Raw genomic sequence first — 13,992 nt, 5'->3', positions numbered from 1 at the left:
AGTTATATCGAATAAATAGGTGGCGACATGGATTGGGAACAGGCCGCGGCAGGATTTGCCGCCATGGGGTCAGAGGCACGGCTACAGGTGCTGCGCCTGCTGATCAGGGCAGGAGAGGGCGGATTGACCGTGTCTGACTTGCAGGAGCGCAGCGGCATAGCGCCCTCGACGCTGGCGCATCACCTCAAATTCCTCTCGGGCGCGGGGGTGATCGTGCAGAAGAAACAGGGCCGGATGACCATCAACCGGGCTGATTACTCCCAGCTGCGCGATCTTGCGCAATTCATTCTCAGCGAATGCTGTGCGGATGAGCCTCGAGAGGCGGCCAACCATGGTTGATGTGACACAAACCCCGAAACGTGATTGGCTGGCGCATCTGAAAACGCCCTGGACGCTGGTGGTGTTGATCCCGATGCTTGTGGCGCTGTTGGACCCTGCCCGCACTGGCGAGATTATCACGTTTGCCGTGCGCGCGCTGGGCGGCACACTGCCCTTCATCATCGTGGCAGTGCTGATGCTCGCCTATCTCAAGGCCGCCGGGGCCGAGGCGATGATTGCGCAGGCTTTTGAGGGCCGTCAGACGCAGAGCATCATCATGGCCGCGCTGTTCGGCGGGTTGGCCCCATTCTGTTCCTGCGAGGTAATCCCGTTTATCGCCGGGCTTCTGGCGCTGGGTGCGCCGCTTCCGGCGGTGATGGCGTTCTGGCTGTCTTCGCCTCTGATCGACCCGCCAACCTTGCTGATCACCGCGGCGGCGCTGGGCTGGCCCTTTGCTATTGGCAAGGCGGTGGCGGCTGTGTCCCTGGGGCTGTTTGGCGGCTTTGCTCTGAAGGCAGTGATGGGCACGGGAGCGTTCACGAATGTCCTGCGCCCGCGCCAGTCGGGCGGCTGCTGCGGCTGTGGTCCGTCGCCGTTCGAGGGGAGTCCGGTCTGGCGTTTCTGGACCAAGGACAACCGCCGCGACGAGTTCCGTGTGCAGTTGGTCGAGAACGCGCTGTTCCTGATGAAATGGCTGGCATTGGCCTATATGCTTGAGGCGCTTCTGGTCACCTATGTCCCGGCAGAACTGATCGCCGGTGTCGTGGGCGGTGAAGGGGCGTTGCCCGTGGTGATCGCGGCCTTTGTCGGCATGCCCGCTTATCTCAATTCCTATGTGGCTCCGCCGCTTCTGGCCGGGTTGATGGAGCAGGGGATGACGGCGGGGGCAGCCATGTCCTTCATGATCGCGGGCGCGGTCAGTTCGATCCCGGCGATGGCGGCGGTTTGGTCGCTGGTCAAACCACGGGTCTTTGCCGCCTATCTCGGGCTGGGTATCTCGGGCGCGATCCTGTCCGGGCTGGTCTTTGGCGCAGTGATCTAGAACATGTCGTCCGGCAGAAAGGGCAGGCTGCGCGAGAACCGCTGAACCTGCTCCAGCGGATAGGGCAGAACGAACCCGACGCGCGCCTCGGGCGCGCGTCGGGCATTGCGTTTGGCGGCCTCCTGCCATGTGGCGGCGCGGGTGATGTCCGCACCCTTCGCGGCCTCGCCCAACCATTTGTTTGCCAGTTGCGCCCGCAGATCGGCCACCGTGCCGGGATCATGGAAGCGGACCGAGGCTTCGGTATCCCAGCGCAAGGACCGGCCGTTGAGATTGGCCGAGCCGACAAGCCCGAAATCATCGTCGATCAGCGTTACCTTGGAATGCACATAGACCGGTTCGGCGCCATGCAGGGCCGGGCCGACATCATCCGCCGCGATGGGCCGGGCCGGGGCCACAAGCGCGGCGCGCGGGCCGAATGCATCGCGAATGCGGGCCAGCGCGCGGACCTGTAGCGCATGGGCGTGGCGGGCATCCCAGCCATGGTCGCTGTTGAACAGCACCCGTTCTGCAAAGGGCGGCATGAGCGCGATGAGGTTGAGGTCCGGGTTTTGCCCGGCGGACTGTACCAATGCGTTGGCAATGGGTTTGTGGCGCAGGAACTGGGTTTCCAGATAGATGCTGTTGCGGGCATCGCGGATGGCGGTGATCAGCGTTTCTTCATGTTCGGCAATCCGGTTGTCGGGACTCAGCCGCCCGGCCCCGCGACAGGGCGCAGACAGGGTGCGCACAAGTGCCGGATCCTCCAGCCGTTCCGGTGCGGCAACGTCCAGAGGTGTCAGATCGCCGTCTGACGGGCTGGCCCCGCAGTCCAGCGCGCTGTTCCAGCTTTGGGCAAAATGGTGGCGCAGCGCCGCGCCAAAGCGTTCGTCGGTGACCTGCATGCTCATGTCATGCCATGTCTCATCGGCGGGGCGGTCATGGTCGGGCGTGTCAAAGCGGCGTTCGTTGATGTCCAGCCCGCCAATTACGCTGACCCGGCCATCGGCCACGGCGAATTTCTGGTGAATGGTGACCGGGCGCAACACGGTGCTGCCGCGCAGGATGGTCTGTTCCACCGGCGTGAGGTCACCGGGATCGCGGCTGCGCAGGTTGTCCAGCGCGCGTTTGATCCTGCCGCGCATGAGCAGATGCCAGAGCGGCCCGGCCTCCTGCCCGTGCGGGGCACAGAGCACGCGGGTGTCGCCCGCAACAGCGGTTTTGATAAGTTGTGCAGAACGCCAGGCCAGACGATGCAGATCGGCGGTAAAGAGCGGGTCGAAATCGGCCAGCAGGATGCGCAGGGACACGCCGCGACGGGCAACCTCGGCCAGAAGGTCGGTCCAGGTGGTCAGGCCGCGCGCCCGTACCTCAGGCAGGCGCAGCGGTGTCTCCGGGTCAAAGATCCGGAAGGACAGGAACACCTCTTCGCGCGCCTCGGATACAAGCCGTTCCAGCGCCGGAAATCCCTGCGCCGCAGTGATCAGTGGCGTGAGCGTCACGTGCCTGACCTCCTGCGCCGCAGCGTGTCCCGAAGCTCGCGCCAGGAGAACGCGCCCAGCACCTGGCCAAAGCCGAAATAGCTGAGTGATCCCAGCGTGATCAGCACCGCCAGTGCCGGGTAGCGGACGTAATCCATGAACAGATATTGCCCCAGCGCCGCGTTCAGCCCCCACAGCACGACCCCCATCAGCAGCGAGGCCAGCACAATGCGCCAGATACGGCGGCGAAAGCGCGGATCGAACCGGGCGACATCGCCCATGCGGCGCGCACCAAAGGCAAGCATGACAAACATCGCCCAGCCCGCCAGCGTAGTGGCAATGGCCGGGGCGATCCAGCCCAGCACATAGGACAGGCCAACCGCCAGCACGGCGTTCACGATCATTGCCCAGACAGCAAAGCGGAACGGGCTCTTGGTGTCTTCGCGGGCAAAGAAAAGCGGCTGCAACAGCTTTTGCAGGATAAAGGCGGGCAGGCCGAGCCCGTAAATGGCCACCGCCACGGCCATGGCGGCGCTGTCGTCGGAGGTGGTCGCACCACGTTCGAACAGCACCGAGACCAGCGGCAGCGGGATCACGAACAGCGCCACGGCGCAGGGGATGGTGAGCGCCAGTGCAATCTCGCTGGCGCGGGAAAACGCCTCTCGCGCTCCGGTGTCATCCTGTGCCTTGAGCCGGCGGGACAGGTCCGGCAAGAGCACGATACCGGTGGCAATGCCCACCACGCCCAGCGGCAATTGATACAGCCGGTCGGCGGCATAGAGCCAGCCCACGGCCTTTTCAAAATTCGACGCCACCTGTTGGCCGACCAGCAGGTTGATCTGCATCACCCCACCGGCCAGCGCGGCGGGAAGGGCGACGATAGCCAGGTGTTTCATATCCGGCGTCAGGCGCGGCAGTTTCCAGTCCAGCCGGAACCCGGCGCGCCGCGTGGCGATCCAGACCAGCGCAAGCTGTGCCACGCCCGAGAAAGGAACGGTCCAGATCAACACCTTCACAATCGGGCCATCCAGTACGGCGGCCAATCCCATGGTAGTGATGACAAAGATATTGAGCAGCACCGGCGCAGCGGCGGCGGCGGCGAAGTGCCCTGCGGCGTTGAGCATGCCGGAAAACAATGCTGCGAGAGAGATGAACAGGATATAAGGAAAGATCACGCGCCCGAATTCGACGGTCAGATCAAAGCGTTCTGTGCCTGCGAACCCTTCGGCAGTGGCGTAGACCAGCGCAGGCATGAAAACCAGCGACAACCCGGTCAGCACCATGAGGATAAAGGCCAGCCCGGAAAATGCCTCGGAGGCGAAGCGTTCGGGGTTGTCCTGCGCCTCAAGCCGCTTGGAAAACATCGGCACAAAGGCCGCGTTGAAGGCACCTTCGGCAAAGAAGCGGCGGAACATGTTGGGCAGCCGGAAGGCCGCGACAAAGGCATCCATCACCGGACCAGGACCGATGAGGCCAAGGATCAGCACTTCGCGCACGACGCCAAGAACACGGCTCAGGAGCGTCCACAGCCCGACGGTAAAGATGCCCGTTATCAGGCGGATGGGTTTCATGTTATCCTCGGCTTGCCTCGCCTCTGGATTAGAGCAAAGGACAGAGCGGGGGAAGGCCGGACATCGGGGAATGCTGCCCGGCGGCGACCAAAGGCCGTGGTGGAAAGAAGCAGACGCGGATCAGCTATGCGCCCGCTCGGACCCTTCGGTTATCGCCAGTCGCAGTTTCTTCTCCAGCGCCGCCTGTTTCGACGGCGAATGGAATTTCAGCCCGAACATGTCCTTGACATAGAAGCTGTCCACCACCTGTTCGCCATAGGTGGCGATCACGGCCGAGGAGATATAGACATTGGCATTGGCCAGCGTCCGGGTCAGATCATAAAGCAGGCCCGGCCGGTCGCGGGTGTCCACCTCGATGATCGTGTAGATCTCGGAGCCGTCATTATCAAAGGTGATATGGGTCGGCACGCGGAAGGCGCGTTCGCGTTTCTTGATCTTGTCGCGGGACTGGATCGCGTCGCGGGCCACGACCTCGCCCATCAGGGTCTTGTGGATCATGTCGCGCAGGCGCGGCAGGCGGGACTGTTCAAAAGGCGAGCCTTCGGCATCCTGAATCCAGAACGCCGCCGTGGCGAACCCGTCCTTGGTGGTAAAGGTCCGTGCATCGACCACATTGGCCCCCACAAGCGTGAGCGCACCGCACATGCGGCTGAAGATGCCCGGGTGATCGGCCATGGCGAAACAGGCCCGGGTCGCGTCGCGGTCTTCGTCCACGGCCAGATCAATGGCGATCTCGTCATCGCCCAGGTCGCGCAGCAGGTTGGCAAAGACCACATGCGCGGTGACGTGCAGGCCCTGCCAATAAGGCGGGTAATGGCGTGCGGTTTCGGTCTTGATATCCTTCTTGGGCCAATCGCCAAGCTTGTCGCGCAAAAGCTTCTTGGCCTCGGCACCGCGGTTCTCGCGGTTGAGCGCCTCCATCCCGTCTTCCATCGCGCGGCGGGTCTGGCGGTAAAGCGCGCGGATCAGAACGGCTTTCCAGTTGTTCCAGGTGTCCGGCCCGACGCCGCGAATGTCGCAGACGGTCAGCACCGTCAGAAGGTTCAACCGGTCGATCGTCTTTACCGCCTTGGCAAAGTCGCGCACGGTGCGCGGATCGGCGATGTCGCGTTTCTGGGCCATGTCGGACATGAGCAGGTGATAGCGCACCAGCCATTCCACGGTATCCGCTTCGTCCTTGTTCAGGCCCAGGCGCGGCGCGACGGTACGGGCGATGCGGGCGCCCAGGATCGAATGATCCTCGTCGCGACCCTTGCCGATATCGTGCAGCAGCATCGCCACGTAAAGCACACGCCGGTCGATACCGGTTTCGATGATCTCGGTCGAGACGGGCAGCTCCTCGCCCAGTTCTCCGCGCTCGATCTCGGCCAGATGGTGGATCACCTGGATCGTGTGTTCGTCCACCGTGTAGTGGTGATACATGTTGAACTGCATCATCGCGACGATGGGCTCGAACTCGGGGATAAAGGTCGACAGCACGCCCAGTTCGTTCATCCGGCGCAGGGCGCGTTCGGGATTGCCATGTTTCAGCAGCAGATCAAGGAAGAGCTTTGCCGCCAGGGGATCGTTGCGCATCTGATCGTCGATCAGGTTCAGGTTCGCCTTGACCAGCCGCATGGCGTCGGGATGGATCAGTAACCCGGTGCGCAGCGCCTCTTCGAACAGGCTCAGCATGTTGAGCTTGTCCTTGAGAAAGCCTTCGGGGTCGGAAATGTTGAGCCGCCCGTGGGATACTTCATAGCCCTCCTTGACCTTGCGGCGGCGGCTGAAGATGCGTTCAAGCAGCGGCGGCCCCTTGGTGTGATCGGCTTCAAGCGACGTCAGGAAAATGCGGGTCAGATCGCCCACCGACGTGGCGTGGCGGAAGTAATCCTGCATGAAATGCTCGACGGCCCGACGACCGCCACGGTCCTCATACCCCATCGCTTCGGCCACTTCGACTTGCAGATCGAATGTGAGCTGTTCCTGCGGGCGCCCGGTGATCAGGTGCAGGTGGCAGCGTGTTGCCCAGAGAAAGGCCTCGGCCATCTGAAAGGTGTCGTATTCTTCGGGGCGAAACACGCCCATGGGCACCAGATCCGAGGAATGGTCCACATGATGCACGTATTTTGCAATCCAGTAGAGTGATTGCAGATCGCGGAGCCCACCCTTGCCTTCCTTGACATTGGGCTCGACCATGTAACGCTGACCGCCCTGCTTGCGGTGGCGCGCGTCGCGTTCTTCGAGCTTGGCCTCGACGAATTCACGCTCTGACCCCTTGAACAGGTCGGACGTCAGGCGGGCGTTCAGTTCCGCAGCCAGCGCGGCGTCCCCGTCAAGAAACCGATGTTCAAGCAGCGCTGTGCGGATGGTGAAATCATCGCCGCCCAACCGGATGCAATCCTTGATCGTGCGCGAGGCATGCCCGACCTTCAGCCGCAGATCCCACAGGATATAGAGCAGGGATTCAATGACGCTTTCGGCCCATGACGTGATCTTGTACGGGGTCAGAAACAGCAGATCGACATCGGATTGCGGTGCCATTTCACCGCGCCCGTACCCGCCCACCGCAATCAGCGCGAGCTTTTCGCCCTCGGTCGGGGTGGGGTTCGGGTGCAGGATGTCATGCGCAACATGCCAGGCATTCAGCACAAGCTGATCCGTCAGCCAGGTATAGCTGCGTGTCGCGGCCCGGGCCTCCAACGGCTGGGCGCGGAAACCGTCTGCAATGGCGGCCATACCGGCCTTGCGCCGGGCCAGAAGAAGCCTGACCACTGCCGAGCGCAGCGCGCCCGGGTCATCCCGGTCCAACGCGTCGATTTCCGCACGCAAGGCCTTGGCGTCAAGGATTTCAACCGAAGGGCGGATCAGCCCTTCGGTCTCGAAATAAGGTGTCAGGTCTGCGGATTGGTCCGGCGCCTGTTCAGAATCCTGCGCCGCCGAAACGTCTGGGTGCTGGGTCAAGGATTACCACTTTCTTGTCGCGCACGGTGGCCACGGCCAAAGCGCGTTCGTTTGTGCCATCGGCGCGCAGGCGGAATACACCGCCAACACCCTGGAAACCAGCGCCCTGGGTCAGCGCACCGGTGGTGAGTGCATCGGATTTGCCCTGCGACACAAGCGCGCCGATTGCCGCAACCCCGTCAAAGGCCAACCCGCCAAGCTGATGCGGGGCCTTGCCGTAAGCGCCCTGATAGCGCGCATTGAAATTGGCAGTCATGGTCTGATCGGGCAGGGTGAACCAGCCGCCCTGTACCCCGGGCAGCTCCAGTGTTTGCGGCGGCACGTCCCAGCGCGCAAGACCGATATATTGCTTGGCCTCGGGGCTGATGCCGTTTTCGGGCAAAAGCTGAACCAGAAGCGGAAGGGCACCTGCCGACCCAGAGGTCAGGAACACGGCATCTGCCCCCGCCGCTGCATTGGCGATGCGCGGCATGGCGGCGATCACGCCCTGTTGCGAGAATTCGAAGCTCTCCGATCCCGCCACGCGGATGCCGTTGGCCCCGGCGGCGGCTTCAATCGCGGCCTTGCCGAACTGGCCTTCGACATTATTGGGATAGACAACCGCCACGCTGCTCTTGCCCTGTTGCTTGGCAAAGCTCATCAGCCGGTTCGCGGTGTTGCGGAAGGTCGGTCCAAGCACAAAGACATTGCCGCCCGCGATGGCGGGATTGTTGGAAAAGGCCAGAACATTGACGCCATCATCGGCAACCGCATTGCCCGCCGCGACAGCGGCCTCGGCAAAGAGTGGCCCAAGGATGATCTTGGCGCCTTCATCGACGGCTTGTTGCGCCATTGCCCCGGCGCGTGCGGGGTTGCCTGCCGTGTCATAGACCCGCAGGTCGATCTTCACACCGTCCAGATCGGCAATCGCCAGACGCGCGGCATTCTCAAGCGATTGAGCCACCACGCCCGCGCCTGCATCGCTTTTGGGAATCAAAAGCGCGACCGGGACCGGCGTATCGGTGTTGATGCGCGGTCCGCTGCTGCCGCCGCTCACCCCGCCAAGGCTCACCGGACCACAGGCGGACAGGGCCGCCAATCCGAGTATCGCGGAAGTGACACGGGTAAAACGGCGCGGGTTCAGCCGCTTGCGGGCGGCGGACAAAACGGCAAACATGGGCAAATCTCACTTCTGTTGGGCATTTGGGCGTTCGCGGAGGTCAGGCGCGATAATAATCACAGAGCGAGGCGGGTCCAGTGGGGAATCGGGAAGAGACCGGAAACCGGCAATGGGATGCCCGCGCGCTACGACCGGGATTGTATTTCGTGGCCGTGCCCATCGGCAATGCGCGCGACATCACGTTACGCGCCATGGATGTATTGGCCGCGGCGGATCTGCTGGTGGCCGAGGACACGCGGTCGCTGCGCAAGCTGATGGAAATCCATGGAATTCCGTTGGAGGGGCGCAAGGTGCTGGCCTATCACGAACATAACGGGGCCAAAATGCGCCCGGTGCTGTTGCAGGCGCTGTCCGAGGGCAAATCTGTGGCCTATGCGTCGGAGGCGGGCACGCCGCTGATTTCGGATCCGGGGTTTGATCTTTCTCGCGCTGTGGTTGAGCAGGGGCTGCCGCTTCAGGCCGCGCCGGGGGCATCGGCGGTGCTGACGGCGCTGAATGTCGCGGGGCTTCCGACGGACCGGTTCCTGTTCGCGGGCTTTCTTCCTTCCAGCAAGGCCGCCCGCCGAAGCGCGCTGGCGGATATGGCGGATGTGGCGGCAACGCTGGTGTTTTACGAATCGCCCCGCAGGGTGGGCGCGATGCTGGCAGACGCCGCGCGGGTTCTCGGGGAGGAGCGTGAAGCGGCCTTATGTCGGGAACTGACCAAGAAATTCGAAGAGGTGCGCCGTGGTACGCTGGGCGAACTGGCACAGGGCGTTGAAACCGCGCCGGTCAAGGGGGAGGTTGTTGTCGTGATCGGGCGCGGCACCGGACAAGAGGCCAGCGAGGACGATGTGGAAACCCAGCTGCGCGAGGCACTGAAAACCATGTCGGTACGAGATGCCGCCGAGATGGTGGCCAAGGGACAGGGCGTGAATAAACGAAAAATTTATTCACTGGCCCTAAAACTCTCGGCGGAGGACTGAGAGGAGGAGGCGATGTCGCTGGGTTCCTTGGGTCATGACACGGATAGCGCGCTGCACCACCGGGGGCGGCGCAACCACCTGTCAGGACTGGCCGCGGAAGCGGCAGTAGAACGTGTTTACCGCGCGGCCGGGCTGGAGCCGCTCGAGCGGCGCTGGCGCGGGCGTTCGGGCGAGATTGACCTCGTCTTTCTTGAGGCGGACGGAACCGTTGTTTTTGTCGAGGTAAAAACCAGCCGCGATTTCGATAGTGCCATGGCTCTAATCACTCCAAAGCAGATCGCGCGCCTGCATGCGGCGGGCGAGGAATATGTTGGTCTGCGCCCGCAGGGCCAATTGACGGAACGGCGTTTTGATGCCGCTCTGGTGGACGGGCAGGGCCGGGTGCAGATCGAAGAGAATGCCCTGCTGGGCTACTGACCGAGTTGATCCTGCCCCCCGCTTGGGTCATGAAGAGGCGACAACAGCGGGGGTCGCCCATGAAAATCGCCTTTCAGATGGACCCGATCGGGGCCGTGGATATCAATGCCGACAGCACGTTCCGTATCGCCGAGGAGGCGCAGGCACGGGGGCACGAGCTTTTCTACTATCTGCCCGATCATCTCGCCTATCAGGAGGGGCGGATCACCGCACGCGGTCAGGACCTGCGCGTGCAACGGGTGCAGGGCGCTCACGCCGAACTGGGCGAGATGCGTGAGGTTGATCTGGGCGAGTTTGACGTGGTCTGGCTCCGCCAGGACCCGCCGTTTGACATGCATTACATCACGCTGACCCATCTTCTGGGCCGGCTTCGCGGTCAGACGCTGGTGGTCAATGATCCGTTCTGGGTGCGTAATTACCCTGAAAAACTGCTGGTTCTGGATTTTCCCGACCTGACGCCGCCGACCACGATTGCCCGCGATCTCGACACGCTCAAGGCATTCCGCGACAAGCATGGCGACATGATCCTCAAGCCGCTCTACGGCAATGGCGGTGCCGGGGTATTCAAGCTGCTCTCCAGTGACAACAATCTGACCTCGCTACATGAGCTGTTCACCGGGTTCTCGCGGGAGCCGCTGATCGCGCAGAAATACCTGCCCGACGTAAGCAAGGGCGACAAGCGCGTGATCCTCGTTGATGGCGAGCCGGTCGGCGCGATCAACCGGGTTCCCGCCAAGGGCGAGACCCGGTCGAACATGCATGTGGGCGGACGCCCCGAAAAGGTGGAGCTGAGCGACCGGGACCGCGAAATCTGCGCCCGGATCGGGCCGCTTCTGCGCGAAAAGGGTCAGGTTTTTGTCGGTATTGACGTGATTGGCAACTGGCTGACGGAAATCAATGTGACCTCGCCTACCGGTATCCAGGAACTGGAGCGTTTTGACGGGATCAACGTGGCAGAAAAGATCTGGGAGGCCATCGAGGCCAAGCTCGGATGAGCCTGATGCGCCGCCTTCTCAACCCTTATCTACGGGTGATGGAGAAGCGGCGGTTGCGCAATGCCAAGTCGCCGGGAGCCCTGCGCCGGGCGCTTGAGGTCAACGCGCGGCTGTTCTTCCTGCCACGGGGTCGCGGGTTTACCAAGACCCGGATCGCGGGTGTGCCGGTGCTGCGGCGCGACGGGGTGGCGCCATTGCTGCTGTATTTTCACGGCGGCGGCTATGTCTTTGGTTCGCCCACCACGCATAAGGCGATGTTGGCGCAGATCGCGCGCCGTGTCGGGTGCGGGCTGATCCTGCCGGACTATCGCAAAGCGCCCGAACATCCCTTTCCCGCCGCTGTCGAGGATGCGCTGGAGGTCTACAGCGCGGTCATGGAGACGCCCGGCGGCGTTGTCTTGGGCGGCGACAGCGCCGGGGGCGGGTTGGCCCTGGCGCTTCTAGCGGAAATCCTGCGCCTTGGCCTGCCCTTGCCAAAGGGGCTGTTTGCCTTTTCTCCTCTGACGGATTTTACCGGTTCCGGAGAAAGTTTGCGCAGCAACGCGGCGTCGGATGTTGTACTGCCCGCAGAGCGGACGGGGGATATGACCGACATGTATCTGCAGGGCGCGGACCCTAACGACCCGCGCGCGTCACCGCTTTTTGCTGCCTTCACCGGTGCACCGCCGGTTTGGCTATGTGCCGGAGATACCGAAATCCTGCTGGACGATACGCGGCGCATGACCGAGCGGCTGAGGGAGCAGGGTGTGCAGGTCACGGAAGTGATCGCCCATGATCTGCCGCATGTCTGGCCGCTTTTTCACACGCTTCTGCCCGAGGCGCGCGCCACACTGGGTCAGGTGTCGGACTGGATCAGACGTCTTTGACCCCCATCAACCGGTAACTGAGCGCCTCGGCGATATGGGGGCGTCGCACCAGAGGCTCACCATCCAGATCGGCGATGGTCCGGGCGACGCGCAGCACCCGGTGATAGCCCCGCGCAGACAGCCCGAACCGCTCGGCGGCATTGAGCAGCAGCGCCCGGCCTTCGTCATCCGGTGCGGCATGGGCATCAAGCAGCTTGCCCTCGGCATCGGAATTCACACGGACACCAGGCGCATCGGCATAGCGTTCGCTTTGGATCTGTCGCGCGCCCTCGACCCGGGCGGCAACGTCGGCGGAGCTGTCACCGGATTCGGGCAGGTCGAGATCGCTGAACGCCACCGGGGGCACATCAACGCGCAGGTCGAACCGATCCATGAGCGGTCCGGATATCCGGCCCATGTAATCTTCGCCGCAACCCGGCGCGCGGGAGCAGGCGCGCGCCGGGTCGGGCAGGTAGCCGCATTTGCACGGGTTGGCGGCGGCCACGAGCATAAAGCGGCAGGGGTATTTCACATGCGCATTGGCGCGGGCGACCATGACCTCGCCGGTCTCAATGGGCTGGCGCAGTGTTTCCAGCACGGTGCGGGGAAATTCGGGAAATTCGTCCAGGAACAGGACGCCGTTATGGGCAAGGCTGATCTCACCCGGTTTGGCACCGCGACCACCGCCGACAATGGCCGCCATGGAGGCGGTGTGATGCGGTTCGCGAAAGGGTCGGGTGCGGGAAATGCCGCCCTGATCCAGCAGCCCGGCAAGCGAATGGATCATCGAGGTTTCCAGCGCCTCCACCGCGCTCAGATTCGGCAAGATCGTGGGAAGGCGCGCGGCAAGCATGGATTTGCCCGATCCGGGCGTGCCCACCATCAAAAGGTGATGACGACCTGCGGCGGCAATCTCCAGCGCGCGTTTGGCCCGTTCCTGCCCGCGCACATCGCGCAGGTCGCGCCCCGGCGGGGCGCGGAGGACTTCGCCGGGTTCGGACGGGGCCAGCGGGGATTGCCCGGTGAAATGGCGCACAACGTCCGACAGAGACGCCGCGCCGATGACCTGACAGGCCCCGACCCAGGCCGCTTCGGGACCCGAGGCACGCGGGCAGAGCAGCGCGCGGTCGTCCTCGGCGGCGGCCATGGCCGCGGGCAGCGCGCCGATCACCGGGATCAGGCCGCCATCCAGAGACAATTCGCCCAGTGCGACGATCCCCTGCACCGCATCTTCGGGGATGATATTGAGTGCCGCGAGCAGGCCAAGCGCGATGGGCAGGTCGAAATGCGATCCTTCCTTGGGCAGGTCGGCGGGCGACAGGTTAACGGTGATCCGTTTCGACGGCAGCGCGATGGCCATGGAGGTGAGCGCACTGCGCACCCGGTCGCGCGCCTCGGACACGGCCTTGTCCGGCAGGCCCACGATGGAAAAGGCGGGCGTGCCCGGGGTTACGGCGCATTGCACCTCGACCGGGCGGGCGGTGACACCCTCAAAGGCGACGGTATAGGCAAGGGCGACCATGCCCGCTCCCCATGTTGAAAAGCTGTTAACCAGTTTTGCGAGCGCAGGCGTTTAGGATTGGTTAACGCGCTGCCAGAAACCTCGCGCAGAGGTGAGACATGCGGGCTATGCGCCCGTTCTGGATTGATGTATCAATTATTTTGAATGTGATGGGGTATTGAGATGGCGAAATTTGCACGGCGCACGGTTGCGGTGATCGGAGTGGTGCTGACGCTGGGCGGTGGCTATGCGGCGTTTGCACAGATGCACGGTCATGGCGGCGGGCATGGTCACATGCATGGGGACGACGGGACGGGCCATGACGAGGTCAATATGCCCGGTCTGCGCGGAGAAAACGCCACGCCCGAGGAAAGCGCCGAACTTGCGGTTCTGTTCCGGAACTTCCAGACGCTGAGCCGCGAGGTTGAAAACCTGCCCAATGGCATTCGCACCGTGACGCGGTCTTCGGACCCGGCGGTGATGGAAGCGCTGGTCAGCCATGCGGTGGGCATGATCGACCGGGTAGGGCAAAAGGATGACCCCAGGATTTTCATCCAGAGCCCGACGCTGGACATCTTCTTTGCCCGGGGCGAGCGCATCCTGTCGGATGTAGAGGTGACGGATGAGGGCCTTGTCGTGATCCAGACCTCCGATGATCCGGACGTGGTTGAAGCGATGCAGGTCCATGCGGCGGAAGTGACCGATATGGCGGAACGCGGCATGCAGGCGGTACATGAGATGATGATGCAGCGCGCCGGGAACTGACGCGCTGCAAG

Annotated in this window: 12 protein-coding genes; 7 read left to right on the top strand and 5 right to left on the bottom strand. The window is 63.4% G+C overall.

All coding sequences use genetic code 11. The features are described from left to right. Positions 1 to 27: 27 nt before the first annotated feature. Positions 28 to 339 carry an ArsR/SmtB family transcription factor gene (locus PGB28_RS12660; RefSeq protein ID WP_271421876.1) on the top strand — a complete coding sequence of 104 codons (312 nt, stop codon included), beginning with the start codon at positions 28 to 30 and terminating at the stop codon, positions 337 to 339. Next, on the top strand, positions 332 to 1,360 hold the full coding sequence (locus PGB28_RS12655) for a permease (RefSeq protein ID WP_271421875.1): 1,029 nt from the start codon (positions 332 to 334) through the stop codon (positions 1,358 to 1,360). The genes PGB28_RS12660 and PGB28_RS12655 overlap by 8 nt, the downstream gene beginning before the upstream one ends. On the opposite strand, the gene PGB28_RS12650 is transcribed toward PGB28_RS12655, so the two are convergent. The 4 genes from PGB28_RS12650 to PGB28_RS12635 form a co-directional block, all read right to left on the bottom strand. After that, positions 1,357 to 2,841 (bottom strand): phospholipase D-like domain-containing protein, encoded by a 1,485-nt coding sequence (locus PGB28_RS12650; protein WP_271421874.1) that lies wholly within the window; start codon positions 2,839 to 2,841, stop codon positions 1,357 to 1,359. The two genes, PGB28_RS12655 and PGB28_RS12650, sit on opposite strands and share 4 nt — an antisense overlap. Then, the gene (gene murJ / locus PGB28_RS12645; protein ID WP_271421873.1) at positions 2,838 to 4,391 is read right to left on the bottom strand and encodes a murein biosynthesis integral membrane protein MurJ; all 1,554 of its coding nucleotides are present in this window, start codon (positions 4,389 to 4,391) and stop codon (positions 2,838 to 2,840) included. The genes PGB28_RS12650 and murJ overlap by 4 nt, the downstream gene beginning before the upstream one ends. Positions 4,392 to 4,511: 120 nt before the next feature. Beyond that, complete coding sequence (locus tag PGB28_RS12640; RefSeq protein WP_408636255.1) at positions 4,512 to 7,334, bottom strand: [protein-PII] uridylyltransferase; 2,823 nt, start codon at positions 7,332 to 7,334, stop codon at positions 4,512 to 4,514. Further along, complete coding sequence (locus tag PGB28_RS12635) at positions 7,294 to 8,490, bottom strand: penicillin-binding protein activator (protein WP_271421872.1); 1,197 nt, start codon at positions 8,488 to 8,490, stop codon at positions 7,294 to 7,296. The genes PGB28_RS12640 and PGB28_RS12635 overlap by 41 nt, the downstream gene beginning before the upstream one ends. Positions 8,491 to 8,570: 80 nt before the next feature. Here PGB28_RS12635 and rsmI point away from each other — a divergent pair, with 80 nt between their 5' ends. The 4 genes from rsmI to PGB28_RS12615 are packed head-to-tail and all read left to right on the top strand — an operon-like array spanning position 8,571 to position 11,736. Next, positions 8,571 to 9,458 carry a 16S rRNA (cytidine(1402)-2'-O)-methyltransferase gene (gene rsmI, locus PGB28_RS12630; RefSeq protein WP_271421871.1) on the top strand — a complete coding sequence of 296 codons (888 nt, stop codon included), beginning with the start codon at positions 8,571 to 8,573 and terminating at the stop codon, positions 9,456 to 9,458. Between the two features lie 12 nt (positions 9,459 to 9,470). Further along, complete coding sequence (locus PGB28_RS12625; RefSeq protein WP_271421870.1) at positions 9,471 to 9,875, top strand: YraN family protein; 405 nt, start codon at positions 9,471 to 9,473, stop codon at positions 9,873 to 9,875. A 59-nt stretch (positions 9,876 to 9,934) separates the two neighbouring features. Further along, on the top strand, positions 9,935 to 10,870 hold the full coding sequence (gene gshB, locus PGB28_RS12620; protein WP_271421869.1) for a glutathione synthase: 936 nt from the start codon (positions 9,935 to 9,937) through the stop codon (positions 10,868 to 10,870). A 5-nt stretch (positions 10,871 to 10,875) separates the two neighbouring features. Next, positions 10,876 to 11,736 (top strand): alpha/beta hydrolase, encoded by an 861-nt coding sequence (locus tag PGB28_RS12615; RefSeq protein WP_333908239.1) that lies wholly within the window; start codon positions 10,876 to 10,878, stop codon positions 11,734 to 11,736. On the opposite strand, the gene PGB28_RS12610 is transcribed toward PGB28_RS12615, so the two are convergent. Next, positions 11,723 to 13,237, bottom strand: coding sequence for a YifB family Mg chelatase-like AAA ATPase (locus PGB28_RS12610; protein WP_271421867.1), 1,515 nt, complete (start codon positions 13,235 to 13,237; stop codon positions 11,723 to 11,725). The two genes, PGB28_RS12615 and PGB28_RS12610, sit on opposite strands and share 14 nt — an antisense overlap. 162 nt (positions 13,238 to 13,399) lie before the next feature. Between PGB28_RS12610 and PGB28_RS12605 the strand changes: the two genes are divergently transcribed. Further along, the gene (locus PGB28_RS12605) at positions 13,400 to 13,981 is read left to right on the top strand and encodes a hypothetical protein (protein ID WP_271421866.1); all 582 of its coding nucleotides are present in this window, start codon (positions 13,400 to 13,402) and stop codon (positions 13,979 to 13,981) included. The last annotated feature ends 11 nt before the right edge of the window (positions 13,982 to 13,992 follow it).

Origin of the sequence: Primorskyibacter aestuariivivens (genome assembly GCF_028023675.1) — a bacterium.
Taxonomy (GTDB): Bacteria; Pseudomonadota; Alphaproteobacteria; order Rhodobacterales; family Rhodobacteraceae; genus Marinovum; species Marinovum aestuariivivens.
The sequence above is the reverse complement of the archived record's forward strand: the minus strand, read 5'-3'. Positions and strand labels throughout refer to the sequence as shown.

Coding starts and splice junctions, on each gene's coding strand:
- PGB28_RS12610 (WP_271421867.1), bottom strand. CDS start 13,237: ATGGTCGCCCTTGCCTATACCGTCGCCTTTGAGGGTGTCACCGCCCGC.
- gshB (WP_271421869.1), top strand. CDS start 9,935: ATGAAAATCGCCTTTCAGATGGACCCGATCGGGGCCGTGGATATCAAT.
- murJ (WP_271421873.1), bottom strand. CDS start 4,391: ATGAAACCCATCCGCCTGATAACGGGCATCTTTACCGTCGGGCTGTGG.
- PGB28_RS12615 (WP_333908239.1), top strand. CDS start 10,876: ATGCGCCGCCTTCTCAACCCTTATCTACGGGTGATGGAGAAGCGGCGG.
- PGB28_RS12625 (WP_271421870.1), top strand. CDS start 9,471: ATGTCGCTGGGTTCCTTGGGTCATGACACGGATAGCGCGCTGCACCAC.
- PGB28_RS12605 (WP_271421866.1), top strand. CDS start 13,400: ATGGCGAAATTTGCACGGCGCACGGTTGCGGTGATCGGAGTGGTGCTG.
- PGB28_RS12635 (WP_271421872.1), bottom strand. CDS start 8,490: ATGTTTGCCGTTTTGTCCGCCGCCCGCAAGCGGCTGAACCCGCGCCGT.
- PGB28_RS12660 (WP_271421876.1), top strand. CDS start 28: ATGGATTGGGAACAGGCCGCGGCAGGATTTGCCGCCATGGGGTCAGAG.
- PGB28_RS12655 (WP_271421875.1), top strand. CDS start 332: ATGGTTGATGTGACACAAACCCCGAAACGTGATTGGCTGGCGCATCTG.